Origin of the sequence: Cupriavidus necator N-1 (assembly GCF_000219215.1) — a bacterium.
GTDB lineage: Bacteria > Pseudomonadota > Gammaproteobacteria > Burkholderiales > Burkholderiaceae > Cupriavidus > Cupriavidus necator.
The window spans coordinates 2,155,744-2,170,522 of sequence record NC_015726.1 but is presented as its reverse complement, the minus strand read 5'-3'; the positions used below and the strand labels follow the sequence as shown (position 1 = coordinate 2,170,522).

Genomic DNA, 14,779 nt, shown 5'->3' with positions numbered 1-14,779 from the left:
GGCGCCCGCAGCGCTTCGCCGGATCGGGTATTGCATCAATCCCACATTTCCAGTATTGTAGAAATATGGAAGAGAATGATGTTGTCCGCTCCCTTGCGGCACTGGCCCACGGGCTGCGCCTCCAGGTCTTTCGAATGCTGGTCGTCGCCGGCCCGGGTGGCATGACACCCGGCGCGATGGTCGAGCGGCTGGGCGTGCCTGCGGCCACCTTGTCGTTCCACCTGAAGGAACTGGCGCACGCCGGCCTGGTGACGCAGGAGCGGGACGGACGCAACCTGATCTATCGCGCCGCTTTCGCGCATATGAATGCGTTGCTCGGCTACCTGACCGCCAATTGCTGCGAAGGCGTCGAGGAAGCGGCGGTTTCCTGTCACTGCTGATGGAGATGTCCAGATGAAGCGCTTTCACGTTCACGTCCATGTCGACGACCTTGGCAAGAGCATTGCCTTCTATTCGAAGCTCTTTGCCGCTGAACCGACGCGAGTCGAGAGCGACTACGCCAAATGGATGCTCGAGGATCCGCGCATCAACTTCGCAATCTCCACGCGCGGCCAGGGGGCGGGCGTCGACCATCTCGGTTTCCAGACTGATGACGCCGCCGAGCTTGCTGAACTGAAAGCGCGCGCCGAGGCGGCCGATATGGCGCTGCTGGACCAGGGTGAAACCACCTGCTGCTATGCCCGCAGCGAAAAGCACTGGGTCACCGATCCACAGGGCATTGCATGGGAGCACTTCCATACGCTGGGCAACGTACCTGTATTTGGTGAAAGCAAGCCTGAACCGACGTCCGCCGAAGGCTCCGCCTGCTGTGCCCCGCGTGCCCCGCGCGGCAAGCCGATCGGGATTGCGGTGAACTCCAACTCGTCGTGCTGCTGAGCACACCTTCTCCCATGACCACCAACGTTCTGATCCTGTGCACCCATAACTCCGCCCGCAGTGTGCTGAGCGAAGGGATGCTCAACCATTGGGCCAGGAAGCTCGGCAAGGATGTGCGCGCCTTCAGCGCCGGCAGCGCACCGAGCGGGCGCCTGAACCCGTTCGCACTGGAGGCGCTGACCAATGCCGGTGTCGACGTGACCGGCTACCGCAGCAAGAGCTGGGACGAATTCGTCGGCGACAACGCGCCGGAAATGCGGATCGTGATCACGGTCTGCGACAGCGCCGCGGCGGAGCAGTGCCCCTATTGGCCTGGCAGCCCGGTCAAGGTGCACTGGGGCTATGCCGATCCGTCCAACGCCCTGGGCGGCGACGAAGGCAAGCGCCTGGCGTTCGAGCTGACGCGCGAGGCCATTGGCTACCGCATGCTGCAACTGCTGGCGTTGCCGCTGGAAGGCATGAGCAATGCGCAGCTGCAGGACGCACTCAACGCGATCGCGAAGAACTGAAGGCGCCGGAACTCCAATGAATCAGCACGCAACCACCCACGCCCCCATTTCGACGAAGCCCGCCATTGGCTTCTTTGAACGCTACCTGACCATGTGGGTTGCCCTGTGCATCATCGTCGGGATTGCGCTGGGGCAGGCGATGCCGGGCGCGTTCCAGGCGATCGGCAGCATGGAGTACGCGCAGGTGAACCTGCCGGTCGGCATCCTTATCTGGATCATGATTATCCCGATGCTGCTGAAGATCGACTTCGGCGCACTGGGCCAGGTGAAATCCCACTGGCGCGGCATCGGTGTGACGCTGTTCATCAACTGGGCGGTCAAGCCGTTCTCGATGGCGCTGCTGGGCTGGCTGTTCGTGCGGCACCTGTTTGCGCCCATGCTGCCCGCCGAGCAGCTCGACAGCTATATCGCCGGGCTGATCCTGCTGGCTGCGGCACCGTGCACGGCGATGGTGTTCGTTTGGAGCCAGCTCTGCAAGGGCGACCCGTATTTCACGCTGTCGCAGGTGGCGCTGAACGATGCCATCATGGTGGTGGCGTTCGCGCCGGTGGTGGCACTGCTGCTTGGCCTGTCGTCGATCACGGTGCCGTGGGATACGCTGCTGACGTCGGTTGCGCTGTATATCGTGGTGCCGGTGGCGATTTCGCAGGTGCTGCGCAAGCTGCTGCTGAGCAAGGGCGTGGCGCATTTCCAGCGGGTCGTGGGCAAGCTCGGACCGTATTCCATCGCCGCGCTGCTGTTGACGCTGGTGCTGCTGTTCGCCTTCCAGGGCCAGGCCATCATCGAGCAACCGCTGGTGATCGCGCTGCTGGCGGTGCCCATCCTGATCCAGGTGTTCCTGAATTCCGGCCTGGCGTATCTGCTGAACCGGAAGCTGGGTGTGGCGCATTGCGTGGCGGGCCCGTCCTCGCTGATCGGCGCCAGCAATTTCTTCGAGCTGGCGGTGGCGACGGCGATCAGCCTGTTCGGCTTCAAGTCAGGGGCGGCGCTGGCAACCGTGGTCGGGGTGCTGATTGAAGTGCCGGTCATGCTGCTGGTGGTCGGCATCGTCAATCGGACCCAAGGCTGGTATGAAGCGGGGCGCAAGGCCTGACGCTCGCCCCAGGGCGCTCTGATCTCGACGACCGTGATGCTCAGGCCGGTTCGGTCGAGACGCCGCCGCGTTTAGTGGCCGCCGGCTTGCATGCTACATCCGGCACGCCGCAGCCTTGCGGATTGCCTTCGCAGCAATGTTCCGTCAGGAAGGCAATGAGCGCGTTCATCGTCTCGAATTGGGCTCGATAGATCACGAACTTGCCTTCCTGTGTGTTCTTGATGAGGCCGGCGTGAACCAGTTCTTTCAGATGGAAGGACAGCGTCGCGGGTGCCACACCCAGCGCTTCGCGGATCCGGCCCGCGCTGACGCCGTCCGGGCCGGCCTGGACCAGCAAGCGGAAGATCGCCAATCGGGAATCCTGGGCAAGTGCAGCGAGCGCTGCTACGGCAGTTTCATTCTTCATCGGTCGAACTGTAGAGGCACTGGCGCGGTCCGCGCAAGTCAGGTGCTGTCGAATTCAACTATTCTGATTGGATCCTGGTTCCGGCGCTCACTGCCGCAGCGGCTCCGCTTCGGTATTTTGTGGCGCCAACGATTCCGTCTAGGAGGAACACAATGCGTGTCATAGTGATGGTGAAGGCCACGAGCGAATCAGAAAGCGGCAAGATGCCAAGCACGGAGTTGCTTGCGGCAATGGGCAAGTTCAATGAAGAGCTCGTCAAGGCAGGCGTCATGCTTGCGGGCGAGGGCTTGCACCCGAGCGCCAGGGGAAAGCGGGTGCGCTTTTCGGGCGACCAGCGGACTGTGACGGATGGGCCGTTTCCGCAAACCAACGAACTCGTTGCCGGATTCTGGTTGTGGCAGGTCGAGTCAATGGATGAGGCTGTCGAATGGGTCAGGCGCTGCCCCAACCCCATGGAAAGCGAGTCCGAAATCGAGATTCGCCCGCTGTTTGAGGTCGAGGACTTCGGTGCTGAACTCACGCCAGAACTGCGGGAGCAGGAAGAGCGGTTGCGCGCTGAAGTAGAAGCGCTTGCGAACAAGGCGCGCTGACGGGAGCCCCAAACGCACAGGGCAAGGTGCCTCGCGCTTGTCTGCGAGGCGGGGGCGGTATCCCACGCATTGCCGCGGCTTTCAGGCGCGCAGCAGTTCGCCAAAACGAGGTACGTCTCGTCCAGTTGCCGGCTGTCCTGGCCTTGACCAGCCATGGCTTCGAGGGCGCTCAGGAGAAGATCGGCGACGACATATTGTTCTTGCTCGCATGCCCGCCTGAACACGGCAAGGACATCGTCATTCAAATGGACCTTCCCATGGGAGGAAGGTCAAGCAACGTCGGCTGTTCTTCAGGGCGATTATGAATGCCTGCCTTCTGACGTACTCATCCGCGAACGGCATCGCCGACTGGACAGGCTAGTGGCACTACAGCTTACCGGCATGTAATGGCCGCGTAACGCCCCGGTGAGACATAGCCTCATACCATTGATTCAAGAGGTCGATGCCTCGAAACTTCAATGGAGTGCACCATGAAAACCAACAAGTCCGTGGCCGTCGCGCTGATTCTTTTGGCGTTGTCCATCTCCACAGCATGGAGCACCGATAAGTCGAAGACCAACGCCGGCGACGACGTGGCGCAGCATGTTCAGCGCCAGGCCGCAGAACCCGCCGCAGCTCCGGCAGCAGCGCAGGTAAGCGCAACGCGTGTCGGTTCGCAGGCCGCCTTTTTGGCAGCCAGGTAGCTGCAGGAACAGCTTCCCGCACCGTGGCGGTGACCTCCGGCATGAAGTACGTCAACGTTGCGTCCAGCGAGACCGTGACGTTCAGGAGTGGCGAGCAGGAGGCAACGTGGAAGTTTGCCGAATCGATTCGCGGAACGAACGTAGACCTGGGGGTCCTCTTGCCGGGCGTGCCGGATGCTCAAGGTGTTCGCGTCTATATCGACCGTAGTCATCTCTTCACCGGCGGCTGACCTCGCCCCTGAAGGCGACTTCTCGTTGGCGGCCAACTCATCCTGGACCCGAGCGCGTTGGTTCTTTGAGAGCAGTCCAGCCACCGTGCCTCCTTGCCCTTGACCTTCCAACGATGGGAACCTCTAAGCTGGCGTCATCAGGCGTGACATGGACGTCCCATCTCGAATGGCCGTCATCTTCGCGTAAGGAGCGTGTCATGAAGGTAAAAGGCAAGCCGGATGACGCAGTGGATGCCCGGCCCAACAACTGAAGGAAGCCAGGATGAACAGGACAAGCAACGAACGCGATGCAACCGAGCCTGGCCGCCACAGCGCCGGTGCACATACCTCGGCTCAGGACCAGTCCGATCCTGGTCATCATCACGAGCATGCGCATCACCATGACCATGTTCATGAACAGGCTGGCACTGGCGCCGGGGCGGCGCAGCCAGCTGCCGAGGGAACAATCTATACCTGTCCCATGCACCCGGAGATCCGCCAGGATCATCCGGGCAACTGCCCCAAATGCGGCATGGCGCTGGAACCGTTGTTGCCGGAACTGGATGAAGGAGAGAACCCCGAGCTGGTGGATTTTCGTCACCGCTTCTGGTGGACGCTACCGCTCACCGGTGTGGTGTTCGTACTGGCCATGTTCGGGCATCGCCTTGGCTGGATGCAGGTGTCGACCCAGAGCTGGGTAGAGCTTGCATTGGCGACGCCTGTGGTGCTGTGGGCGGGCTGGCCGTTCTTCGTGCGGTGTTTCCAGTCGATCGTCAACCGCAGTCCGAACATGTGGACGCTGATCGGAATCGGCACAGGTGCGGCCTATGTCTACAGCGTCATTGCGACCGTCATACCTGGCGTATTTCCGCAGGTGTTTGCCGAGCATGGCCGCATCGGTGTCTACTTCGAGGCAGCGGCGGTGATCATTTCCCTCACGCTGCTGGGTCAGTTGCTTGAACTAAAGGCCCGCTCCCAGACTTCCGCCGCCATCAAGTCGCTGCTGGGACTGGCGCCAAAGACGGCGAGGCGTATCGGCCCCGACGGAGCCGAAGAGGACGTGCCGCTCAGCCATGTCCACGTGGGCGACCTGCTGCGCGTGCGGCCCGGCGAGAAGGTGCCGGTCGATGGCGTGGTAACGGAAGGCTCCAGCGCGGTCGACGAATCGATGATAACCGGCGAGCCCATTCCGACCACCAAGCGCGTCGGCGACCGCGTCATCGGCGCCACGATGAACACGTCGGGCAGCCTCGTCATCCAATCCGAAAAGGTAGGCTCCCAGACCGTGCTGTCCCAGATAGTCCAGATGGTGGCGCAAGCGCAGCGATCGAAGGCGCCGATGCAGCGGATGGCGGACAAGGTTGCCGGCGTCTTCGTCCTCGGTGTCATCGGCATTGCGGTGCTGACTTTTGTCGCGTGGGGACTCTTCGGCCCCGAGCCGAGCTGGGTGTTCGGCCTGATCAATGCGGTCGCGGTGCTGATCATCGCATGTCCGTGCGCACTGGGTCTCGCCACGCCGATGTCCATCATGGTCGCAAGCGGGAAGGGCGCTTCCAACGGCGTGCTGTTCCGCGATGCCGCTGCAATCGAGAACCTGCGCACGGTCGATACCCTGATTATCGACAAGACCGGGACGCTCACCGAGGGTCGGCCGGTTTTTGAGCGCGCGATCGGCACCAATGGCTATGCCGAGGAGGACGTGCTGCGGTTAGCTGCCAGCCTGGATCAGGGCAGCGAACATCCTCTGGCTGCCGCGATTGTTGAAGCAGCCCGTGAGCGCGGCCTGCAGTTGGAAAAGCCGGAGGGCTTCGAGTCGAGTTCCGGGATCGGGGTAAGAGGCAAGCTGGGCGGCAGGAAGGTCGCGATCGGAAACACGGCGCTCATGCAAGCTGAAGGAATTCCCATTGATCGGCTCGTGGCGCAGGCTGATGCGCTGCGTGCGCAAGGCGCCAGCGTGATGTATCTCGCCGTCGAAGGCACGCTTGCTGGCCTGCTCGCCGTCTCGGATCCGGTCAAGGCCACCACGCCGGAGGCGCTGGCGCATCTCAGGGAAGAAGGTATCCGTGTCGTGATGGCGACCGGTGACGGGATTGCAACGGCAAAGGCGGTGGCCGGGAAACTCGGCATTGACGAGTTCCACGGCGAGGTGAAGCCGGCCGACAAGCTTGAACTTGTCAGTTCCCTGCAACAGGCAGGCGCGGTGGTGGCCATGGCGGGCGACGGTATCAATGATGCGCCGGCGCTGGCGAAGGCGGACGTTGGTATTGCCATGGGCACGGGCACTGATGTCGCGATGAACAGCGCTCAGGTCACGCTGGTCAAAGGGGATTTGCGCGGCATTGCCCGTGCCCGGAAACTCTCGCAAGCGACCATTCGGAACATGAAGCAGAACCTCGGTTTTGCGTTCATTTATAACGCCTTGGGCGTTCCGCTGGCGGCGGGCGTTCTGTATCCAATGACAGGCCTGCTGTTGTCGCCGATGATTGCGGCGCTGGCGATGAGCCTGAGTTCTGCCTCGGTCATTACCAATGCGTTGCGGCTCAGGAAGGCTGCTACATGAGCCGTGCCGTCAGCTCGGGCCGCCGCGATCCTGTTGCCTCGATCCCATTTCCGCTTCTCCCTCTTGGTGTATTCGGCGATCCGTTTCAAGCGTCCGGGGTGAGGTGCGCCCCACACGTGTCATGCACCGCAACATTTCTACGTAAATACATGTAACGTAAGTGTCTTATATTGCACTTTTAATGTCATGTTTTAAAGACTTTTTGGGTATATACCTAGGGATCAAATTAGAGGAAAGCCTCTAGGATTCGCACTCGGATGGTGCGCTGCAGGATTGGTGGCGCTGCCAATCCGCAAGCCATACGGTGGCGGATTCAATTTGCAGCACTCTTGCGCGAATCCGTTCGATCAATCCACAGGAGATTTCGCATGTCCCCTTTTATGCCCGAGCAATTTGCTGCAGTGCAAAAGTCCAGTCTGAACCAACTGTTCGCGCTGACGAACATGGCTTTTGACGGCTTCCAGAAGTTGACCGAGTTGAACCTGCAGGCAGTCAGGACGACGCTTGCCGAAGGCCAGGGCAATGTCGAAGCGGTGCTGGCCGGAAAGGACCTGCGTGACGTGTTCGCCGTGCAGAGCAATCTGGCCCAGCCCGCCGCGGAGAAGGCGGTTGCGTATGCACGCCACGTGTACGAAATCGCGTCGAACACGCAGGTGGAACTGACCAAGGCGGTCGAGGGCCAGTACGAACAGCACAACCGCAATGTGCAAGCCTTCGTCGACACCTTCGTGAAGAACGCGCCGGCCGGGTCTGAAGCGATCACCGCGCTGCTGCAATCGAGCGTAGCGGCCGCCAGCAGCACCTTTCAATCGTTCCAGGACGCCGCAAAGCAGACGGCTGAAGCCGCCAAGGCCAACTTTGCCAAGACCGCCGCAGCTGCGTCCGGCGCGGCCCAGCAGGCGGCGCCCCGCGCTTCGAAGCAGTAACGGCGTGCGGCCGGCCGTGCCGGCCAGGCCGGCGCGCTGAACAGAGATCGCAGGCTTGCAGGCCAGGGGCATCAGTTCTCCTGGTGTGCAGCACTGCGACGCCAATCTTCCCGCATCGGCATACAAGCCGGGACCGGAATCATCCGGCCCGGCTCGCCCTCGCTATTTTCGCGCCAGGGCAGTGGGAATGTGGTCGGGATAGTCAGGGCAAACGCCCGTCCCGGCAAGGCAGGGGTCTTTCAACTTTACGAGAATGAAGCACGCAGCATGACGAAGAGAATTGCACTGGTAACAGGTGGTATGGGTGGGCTGGGAGAAGCCATCAGCATCAAGTTGCACGACGCAGGCCACACCGTGGTGGTGACGCACTCGCCGGGCAATGCGAACGCCCAGGACTGGCTTGCCGCGATGGCCGCCAGCGGCCGCGAGATGCGTGCCTACGAGGTGGATGTCTCCGACTACGATGCCTGCCAGGCTTGCGCTGCGCAGATCCTGGCTGACGTAGGTCGCGTAGATATCCTGGTGAACAACGCCGGCATTACCCGCGACATGGCCTTCAAGAAGATGGACAAGCCGAACTGGGATGCCGTGATGCGGACCAACCTCGACTCGGTGTTCAATCTCACCAAGCCGCTTTGCGAAGGCATGGTCGAACGCGGCTGGGGACGCATCATCAACATCTCGTCGGTCAACGCATCCAAGGGCGCCTTTGGTCAGACCAACTATGCAGCCGCCAAGGCCGGGATGCACGGCTTCACCAAGTCGCTGGCACTGGAAGTGGCAAGAAAGGGCGTGACCGTCAACACCGTCTCTCCGGGCTACCTTGCCACCAAGATGGTCAACGCCGTGCCCAAGGAAATCATGGAGACCAAGATCCTGCCGCAGATTCCGGTCGGCCGCGTCGGCAAGCCGGAAGAAGTCGCCGCACTGGTTGCCTACCTGTGCTCGGAGGATGCGGCCTACGTGACCGGGTCCAATATCGCCATCAACGGCGGGCAGCACATGCAGTAAGGGCGCTGGGCCAGGCGCCGCCAGGTGAGTGCGCGGCGGGGCCCTCGCCCTCGGTAACTGAGGCTCAGGCCTCAGTTACGTCTTCTCCGGCATGGCCGACGAGTGATGGCTTGTAATGAGCCATTGCTTGCCATCCCAGTGATAGGTGTAGGTAAAGCGGGCCTTCACCACGGCGCCCGTCCGTGCGAAGGTGAAGGTGTAGAGCCCGGAATCCACCGCGGAATTGCATCCCAGCTCAATGGTGCGGAAGTCGATCTTCCCGGACGGACCGTTTTGCAGGAAGTGATGGAAATAGTCCTCTTTCTCCGCGACGGTCAAGCGAGGCTTGTTGGATACCGTCGGAAGAAGAATGGACCGTTCCGCATAGTTGGCCACCACCTTGTGTGGATCGCCTGTCTGCAGTGACCGATTCCATCGATCAAACAACGCCGCAATCTCCTGCTCCGACGTCATCTTGCAGCTTTCTGTGCGCGACGCCTGCGCCGTGCCTGGCGCGCCCTGGTTCATGGCGCATCCCGAAAGCACGAACGCCAGGGCAGCAATGCGAAGTAGCTTCATGGCCGGGTTCCTCAGGTTTGGGGGGTTGAGAGCCAGGGGACACTGCCTGAAGTATGGTACATCCCGCAAGCGTTACCTACCCGGCCTGCTTGCGGAATGCCCAGCGCCCGGCCAGTACCGTGAAACTTGCCACTAGCGCCACCAGTACCCAAAAGCCGTGCGGGTGTCCGGCCAGCGGAATGCCGCCCACATTCATGCCGAAGAAGCCGGCCACGATATTGATCGGAAGCGCCAGCACAGTCACCAGCGTCAGCGTGAACAGCGTGCGGTTGGTTTGCTCGTTGAGCTTGGCGGCAATTTCTTCCTGCAACAGCTTGATGCGTTCGACCAGCGCGGCCAGGTCGTTGAGTACCAGCGAGAATTCCTCGGTCGATTCACGCAACTCCTGCAAGTCCGATTCCTGCAGCCAGGCCGGCGGCCGGTTCAACAGCCGGAACAGGGCGCCGGGCTCGGGCGCCAGCAGCCGTTGCAGCCGCACCAGCCCGCGCCGCATCGAACCCAGGTCGGCGCGGTTGCCGTGCAGGCGCTGCGACAGCAACTGGTCCTCGATCTGGTCGACGTTCACACCGGTCTCGCGCACGATCTGCACCAGCACGTCGGCCTGGTCACGCAACAGGTGCACCACAAGGTCCAGTGGCGAGCGGAATGCCTCTCCGCGCCGCACCGCCTCGCGCAGCCGGTCCACGGAACGCAGCGGCCTGGCGCGGGCCGTCACCAGCAAGCGGTGGTCGGCGTGGGCCCAGAGCGTGGAGATATCCGTCGACGTGACGCCGAAGTTGTAGATCACGTCGTTGACCACGGCCAGCAGGGCGGCGTCCAGGCGCTCGATCCGCGTCGAGCGCGAACCCTGCCGCAGGGCCTCGAAGAATTCGTCCGGCAGGGCCAGCTGGCCCTTCATCCAGCGTTCGCATGCGCTGTGCGACAGGTTGAAGTGTAGCCACAGGAAGGGGCGATGGTGCGCGGCGTCCGGCGGTACTGACGGCATCTGCTGCAGCCATGCCGCTGCGGCGCGGGAATCAATCTCGCGCACCGGTCCGCCGGGTTCGAACAGAAAACCGCTGACCAGACCGACCGGGTCCGAGCCATAGCCGGCCTCGACAATGCCCGCTTGCATGCAAACGCCCTCCACATCAAATGTGCCTCGCGCGACGTTAGCACAGCACGATGATGGTTGGGGCCGCTACAAGGCAGCTGGACGCCTACCACCCCAGGCGATAGTCCCTGGTCGGATGCAGCCACCACTTTCCGTTCCCGGGCAGTTCCAGGACCTGGTGGTGGAATTTCAGCAGAGTGGGGCGGTGGCTGACGCTGACAAGCGTCGCCTGCAGGTCGGCCAGCAACTGGTACATGCTTTCCTCATTGCGGATATCCAGGGCACTGGTCGCTTCGTCCAGCATGACATAGCGCGGTTTTGAGAGCAGTACGCGAGCGATGGTCAGCCGCTGTTGCTCGCCAAGAGACAGGACTTTCCCCCAGTCCACTTCCGTGTCCAGGCCGCCAAACCGGCCAGCGATGTCCTTCAGGTTGACCATCTCCAGCAACTTCAGAAGCTCCTCGTCCGGGATCCGCTGGCCAATGTGGTTCGGGTACAGCAGCTGGCTGCGCAGGCTGCCGACCACCATGTAAGGATGCTGCGGCAGGAATAGCATCTCCTGCGGCATTGGCCGCACGATGCATCCCGTGCCGTTGTTCCACAATCCGGCGATCGCGCGCATCAGGGAACTCTTGCCGCCGCCGCTGGCGCCGACGATGAGCAGGCCCTCTCCCGGGTTGACCGACAGGGTCAGGTCAGTGACCAGCGTTCGCTCTTGATTCGGCGTGCGCAAGGTGACATGTTCCAGCGCCAGGCGGGAGTCATGGATGGACTCGATCGTGGTGGCCGGCTTCACGGAGGCTGCTGCCGTCCCGGTCAGCGCGATGGAGAATGTGTCCAGTCGATCCAGCCCCGCCACGAACCGGCTCAGGTCTTCAAAGTTGTCAACGATCACGGTCAGCGCGTTCAGTATGGCGGCGAACGCGCCGGCCGCCTGGATGGCGCTGCCGACTTCAAGCTCGCCGGAAAGCACGCGTGAAGCGACGATGGCGCTGGGCAGCAGGATGGTCAGGAAGCCATAGGCATACTGGAACATGTTCAGGCTCAGCTGCCACTTGATGAGGCGGTCGAAGTTCTGGAAGGCCTTACCGAAACGGCCGCTCACATGGGTTGATTCCAGCGCTTCGCCGCGATAGAACGCGATGGACTCGGCGTTCTCACGCACCCGGATCAGGCTGAAGCGGAAATCCGCCTCCCGCCTTAGCTGGAAGAAGTTCAGGCCGATCAGGACGCGGCCGAAGAAGAAGATGGAGATGAATGTGCCGGCGATGGCATAGATGACAAGAAAGTAGACCAGCTCCCTGGAGATCGACCACAGGACGGCGCTGAATGCAATGAGCTGCAGCAGCGCGCCGATGCCGATCGAAAGGAAAAACAGGGATTGCCGCGTGAAGGTATTGATGTCCTCCGCGATGCGCTGGTCCGGGTTGTCGATCGCGGCATCTGAATTGAGCTTGTAGTAGACCCGGCTTTTGAAATACCGGTCCAGATAGTGACTGGTCAGCCAGCGCCTCCAGAGCAGGCCAAGCTTATTCCTCAGGTAGTAATAAACAGCGTAGATGGGAACTGCCACCATCAGGATATAAAGACACTTCGTGATCGAGGCCCAGAAGCGATCCGCGTCTTGCGCCGCCAGGGCCGAAGTGAATTCACCGGTCTGCTTGACGATCAGTACCTCGGTCTGGGTCTGGCCCAACAGCAGCAGGATCAGCAGGACCAGCAAGCCCGAGGCTTTCCATTTTTCCCGCGAGAACCAGTAAGGTTTTGCAATGGCCCAGTATCGGGTCCACACGTGCCGGGTGGAAGTGACGGGGCGTTTCCCTTGGGCCGAAGTGGTGCCGGTGACCCGCGACTCAGGAACGGCGCTCATATCCCATCTCCCAGCACTAACCGGATTGCATACTCGCCACATGGCCCCGCCACGGGACACGCGGGAGAACGGCAGAAGACTATGAATGAAATATAGGCTAGCAGAATCGATGCCTGGCTGATTCGTGGTCCCTGGCCGGGCTCAGGGACTGACCCTGGACAAGCGAGTGGAGATCCGGCTTGACGCAGGCCGGGAACCTGATTCCAATCCGGAAGTGACCCTTCCGCTATGAGCCCCCGCATGGACCGCTTCGACGCGCTGCAACTCTTTACCCGGATCGTGGAACTGGGTTCCTTCACCGGCGCCGCCAGCGCGTTGGACATGCCACGGGCCACCGCGACGCACGCCATCAAGGAACTTGAGGCCCGCATCGGCGCGCGCCTGCTGGAGCGCACCACGCGCCAGGTGCGCCCCACGCTGGACGGCCAGGCGTTCTATGAGCGCAGCAAGCGCGTGCTGCAGGACCTGGAAGACGCCGAGACCTCGCTCAGCACGCAGGTGGCCAACCCGCGCGGCACGCTGCGGCTGGACCTGCATGGCACCCACGCCACCATGATCATCCTGCCGCGCATCGGCGAGTTTCGGGAGCGCTATCCGCATATCGACCTGATCGTCAGCAGCGGCGACCGGCTGGTCGACCTGGTCGGGGAGGGCATCGATTGCGTGGTGCGTGCCGGCCGGCCGCGCGATTCCTCGCTGGTGGCCCGGCGTCTTGCGGATATGCCGGAGGTGCTGTGCGCCAGCCCAGGATACCTGGCCGCGCACGGCACGCCGCAACACCCGTCGGAACTGGCGCAACACATCGGCGTGGGGTTCTTCTCGCACAACCATGACAACCGTTATCCCTTCACGCTGACCGTCGGTGGCGAGGTGCAGGAGTTCAAGGCGCGCGGCTGGATCTCGGTGAGCGATGCCGAGTGCTATACCAGCTCGGCCCTGGCCGGCTGCGGCCTGATCCAGGTGCCGCGCTTCCGCGTGGCAGAGCACCTGCGCGCAGGACGGCTGGTGCCCGTGCTTGAGGCCTGGCCCTGCCCGGACTTGCCGGTGTCAGCGCTGTATCCGTTCCACCGGCAGCTGGCGCCGCGGGTGCGGGTGTTTGTCGATTGGGTGGCCGGGTTGTACGTGGAGCGGTTCGGGCCGCTCCGGGGGGCGGCCTGAGACCCAATCCGCGCCCGCATCTGCCGCCACGCCTGAAGCCTTCGCCGCGCAGATCCGGGTCGATCATGCGCGTTGGGGCCAGTTCATCAAGGATATTGGCTTCAAGATCGATGGGTGAGGGCGCTGCGGCCGCCTCGGCGTGTGCGCAGGTGCATTTGCGTGGGTGGCGAGAGGCGGATTCTTGTCCATACTGAACTCTGACTAGTGGGCTGTTGCTGCCCGCCGGGATCAATCGCCTAAGGAGAAGAATCGTGTTCAAGCACATTTTGCTGGCCACCGATGGCTCAGAACTTTCAAGAATGGCAATGGACGCGGCCATTGGCTTTGTCAAAGCCGGTGGCGCCAGGCTGACGGCCTATACGTGCATGGAAGAGTATCCCTACGTGGCGTCAGGCGATTCCGGCCATCCCAGGCGCAAGGCCTTCGAAGAGCAGGAGGCCGCGCATGCAACCGCTAGGCTGGAAGTGGTTGTTGCTGCAGCCAGGGCCGCGGGAGTCACATGCGAAACGGATATGACGACCTCGGTACCCTACAAGGGCATCATCGATGCCGCCGCGAGGCACGGGTGTGACGTGATCTTCATGGCGTCGCACGGCCGCAGGGGCCTGGAGGGGCTGTTGGTCGGCAGTGAAACCCAGAAAGTTCTCACCCATTGCCGGGTCCCTGTCCTCGTCTACCGCTAATGACGGGATTGCGCGGCGCCCGGCTACGGGGGCCGGCTTGCAGTCCGAACCTACCTCAGGGAGGAATCTGCCATGTCGGAAATCGAACAGGAAAAGGTCGTCGGCGTACTCAATCGAATACTCGAAGCTGAGCTCGCTGGTGTTGTGCGCTACACGCACTATTCATTCCTGATATTCGGCTTCGGCCGCATTCCCATCGTGTCGTGGCTGCGTGAGCAGGCGAATGAGTCGCTGCTGCACGCGCACCAGGCCGGCGAATGGATCACGACCCTAGGCGCCTATCCCTCGCTTGGCATTGGCGGACTTCTGGACAGCCACACGACCGATATCGGCGCGATCCTGCGTGAATCGCTTGCGACGGAGATGCAGGCCCTGGATCTGTACCGTGAGCTGCTAAGCCTGGTCGAGGGGTGCTCCGTCGCGCTGGAAGAGTATGCGCGGCAGTTGATCCAGCTGGAGGAACTGCACGCGGGAGATGTCGAGAAAATGCTGCGCAAGCCCGGCCTTGCGGCGGCGGTGCAGCCTCGGCAGGGTTGAGCAGTACACCAGGCGGT

17 protein-coding genes are annotated in these 14,779 nt (G+C 62.3%); 13 read left to right on the top strand and 4 right to left on the bottom strand.

The annotated features are described in order from the left end of the window. Positions 1-65 precede the first annotated feature (65 nt). From CNE_RS10205 to arsB, 4 genes are read left to right on the top strand one after another with little or no spacing between them, the layout of a single operon-like run. Entirely contained in the window at positions 66-380 is a 315-nt protein-coding gene (locus CNE_RS10205) for an ArsR/SmtB family transcription factor (protein ID WP_013957060.1), read from the top strand. A 13-nt stretch (positions 381-393) separates the two neighbouring features. Continuing rightward, positions 394-876 (top strand): ArsI/CadI family heavy metal resistance metalloenzyme, encoded by a 483-nt coding sequence (locus CNE_RS10200; protein WP_013957059.1) that lies wholly within the window; start codon positions 394-396, stop codon positions 874-876. 14 nt (positions 877-890) lie between these two features. Further along, on the top strand, positions 891-1,385 hold the full coding sequence (locus CNE_RS10195) for an arsenate reductase ArsC (RefSeq protein ID WP_013957058.1): 495 nt from the start codon (positions 891-893) through the stop codon (positions 1,383-1,385). A gap of 16 nt (positions 1,386-1,401) precedes the next feature. Continuing rightward, positions 1,402-2,478 carry an ACR3 family arsenite efflux transporter gene (gene arsB, locus CNE_RS10190; protein WP_013957057.1) on the top strand — a complete coding sequence of 359 codons (1,077 nt, stop codon included), beginning with the start codon at positions 1,402-1,404 and terminating at the stop codon, positions 2,476-2,478. A 40-nt stretch (positions 2,479-2,518) separates the two neighbouring features. Here arsB and CNE_RS10185 read toward each other — a convergent pair whose 3' ends face one another. Beyond that, entirely contained in the window at positions 2,519-2,884 is a 366-nt protein-coding gene (locus CNE_RS10185) for an ArsR/SmtB family transcription factor (RefSeq protein WP_013957056.1), read from the bottom strand. A gap of 152 nt (positions 2,885-3,036) precedes the next feature. Between CNE_RS10185 and CNE_RS10180 the strand changes: the two genes are divergently transcribed. The 6 genes from CNE_RS10180 (at position 3,037) to phbB (ending at position 8,863) form a co-directional block, all read left to right on the top strand. Beyond that, complete coding sequence (locus CNE_RS10180; protein WP_013957055.1) at positions 3,037-3,474, top strand: YciI family protein; 438 nt, start codon at positions 3,037-3,039, stop codon at positions 3,472-3,474. A 470-nt stretch (positions 3,475-3,944) separates the two neighbouring features. Continuing rightward, entirely contained in the window at positions 3,945-4,157 is a 213-nt protein-coding gene (locus CNE_RS10175) for a hypothetical protein (protein WP_041227969.1), read from the top strand. 41 nt (positions 4,158-4,198) lie between these two features. Beyond that, positions 4,199-4,387, top strand: a complete 189-nt coding sequence (locus tag CNE_RS10170) for a CzcE family metal-binding protein (protein ID WP_049800562.1) — start codon at positions 4,199-4,201, stop codon at positions 4,385-4,387. 460 nt (positions 4,388-4,847) lie between these two features. Beyond that, complete coding sequence (locus CNE_RS10165) at positions 4,848-6,926, top strand: copper-transporting P-type ATPase (protein WP_041227967.1); 2,079 nt, start codon at positions 4,848-4,850, stop codon at positions 6,924-6,926. Between the two features lie 368 nt (positions 6,927-7,294). Then, a complete protein-coding gene (phaP3, locus tag CNE_RS10160; protein ID WP_013957051.1) occupies positions 7,295-7,852 on the top strand; it encodes a TIGR01841 family phasin PhaP3 in 558 nt (185 codons plus the stop codon). Positions 7,853-8,119: 267 nt separating this feature from the next. Beyond that, positions 8,120-8,863, top strand: coding sequence for an acetoacetyl-CoA reductase (gene phbB / locus CNE_RS10155; protein ID WP_013957050.1), 744 nt, complete (start codon positions 8,120-8,122; stop codon positions 8,861-8,863). A gap of 75 nt (positions 8,864-8,938) precedes the next feature. Here phbB and CNE_RS10150 read toward each other — a convergent pair whose 3' ends face one another. The 3 genes from CNE_RS10150 to CNE_RS10140 form a co-directional block, all read right to left on the bottom strand. Next, positions 8,939-9,421 (bottom strand): DUF4440 domain-containing protein, encoded by a 483-nt coding sequence (locus CNE_RS10150; RefSeq protein WP_041227965.1) that lies wholly within the window; start codon positions 9,419-9,421, stop codon positions 8,939-8,941. Between the two features lie 76 nt (positions 9,422-9,497). Next, on the bottom strand, positions 9,498-10,535 hold the full coding sequence (locus tag CNE_RS10145; protein ID WP_013957048.1) for a transporter: 1,038 nt from the start codon (positions 10,533-10,535) through the stop codon (positions 9,498-9,500). Positions 10,536-10,620: 85 nt separating this feature from the next. After that, positions 10,621-12,384, bottom strand: coding sequence for an ABC transporter ATP-binding protein/permease (locus CNE_RS10140; protein WP_013957047.1), 1,764 nt, complete (start codon positions 12,382-12,384; stop codon positions 10,621-10,623). A 240-nt stretch (positions 12,385-12,624) separates the two neighbouring features. Here CNE_RS10140 and CNE_RS10135 point away from each other — a divergent pair, with 240 nt between their 5' ends. From CNE_RS10135 to CNE_RS10125, 3 genes are all read left to right on the top strand, one after another. Continuing rightward, positions 12,625-13,542: a LysR family transcriptional regulator gene (locus CNE_RS10135; RefSeq protein ID WP_041227963.1), complete on the top strand. Its 918-nt coding sequence runs from the start codon at positions 12,625-12,627 to the stop codon at positions 13,540-13,542. 251 nt (positions 13,543-13,793) lie between these two features. Continuing rightward, complete coding sequence (locus tag CNE_RS10130) at positions 13,794-14,225, top strand: universal stress protein (RefSeq protein ID WP_013957045.1); 432 nt, start codon at positions 13,794-13,796, stop codon at positions 14,223-14,225. Positions 14,226-14,297: 72 nt separating this feature from the next. Then, the gene (locus tag CNE_RS10125) at positions 14,298-14,762 is read left to right on the top strand and encodes a ferritin-like domain-containing protein (protein WP_013957044.1); all 465 of its coding nucleotides are present in this window, start codon (positions 14,298-14,300) and stop codon (positions 14,760-14,762) included. Positions 14,763-14,779: the final 17 nt, after the last annotated feature.

Coding starts and splice junctions, on each gene's coding strand:
- CNE_RS10140 (WP_013957047.1), bottom strand. CDS start 12,384: ATGAGCGCCGTTCCTGAGTCGCGGGTCACCGGCACCACTTCGGCCCAA.
- CNE_RS10150 (WP_041227965.1), bottom strand. CDS start 9,421: ATGAAGCTACTTCGCATTGCTGCCCTGGCGTTCGTGCTTTCGGGATGC.
- CNE_RS10175 (WP_041227969.1), top strand. CDS start 3,945: ATGAAAACCAACAAGTCCGTGGCCGTCGCGCTGATTCTTTTGGCGTTG.
- CNE_RS10135 (WP_041227963.1), top strand. CDS start 12,625: ATGGACCGCTTCGACGCGCTGCAACTCTTTACCCGGATCGTGGAACTG.
- CNE_RS10195 (WP_013957058.1), top strand. CDS start 891: ATGACCACCAACGTTCTGATCCTGTGCACCCATAACTCCGCCCGCAGT.
- CNE_RS10185 (WP_013957056.1), bottom strand. CDS start 2,884: ATGAAGAATGAAACTGCCGTAGCAGCGCTCGCTGCACTTGCCCAGGAT.
- phbB (WP_013957050.1), top strand. CDS start 8,120: ATGACGAAGAGAATTGCACTGGTAACAGGTGGTATGGGTGGGCTGGGA.
- CNE_RS10165 (WP_041227967.1), top strand. CDS start 4,848: ATGCACCCGGAGATCCGCCAGGATCATCCGGGCAACTGCCCCAAATGC.
- CNE_RS10125 (WP_013957044.1), top strand. CDS start 14,298: ATGTCGGAAATCGAACAGGAAAAGGTCGTCGGCGTACTCAATCGAATA.
- CNE_RS10205 (WP_013957060.1), top strand. CDS start 66: ATGGAAGAGAATGATGTTGTCCGCTCCCTTGCGGCACTGGCCCACGGG.
- CNE_RS10200 (WP_013957059.1), top strand. CDS start 394: ATGAAGCGCTTTCACGTTCACGTCCATGTCGACGACCTTGGCAAGAGC.
- CNE_RS10170 (WP_049800562.1), top strand. CDS start 4,199: ATGAAGTACGTCAACGTTGCGTCCAGCGAGACCGTGACGTTCAGGAGT.
- CNE_RS10180 (WP_013957055.1), top strand. CDS start 3,037: ATGCGTGTCATAGTGATGGTGAAGGCCACGAGCGAATCAGAAAGCGGC.
- phaP3 (WP_013957051.1), top strand. CDS start 7,295: ATGTCCCCTTTTATGCCCGAGCAATTTGCTGCAGTGCAAAAGTCCAGT.
- arsB (WP_013957057.1), top strand. CDS start 1,402: ATGAATCAGCACGCAACCACCCACGCCCCCATTTCGACGAAGCCCGCC.
- CNE_RS10145 (WP_013957048.1), bottom strand. CDS start 10,535: ATGCAAGCGGGCATTGTCGAGGCCGGCTATGGCTCGGACCCGGTCGGT.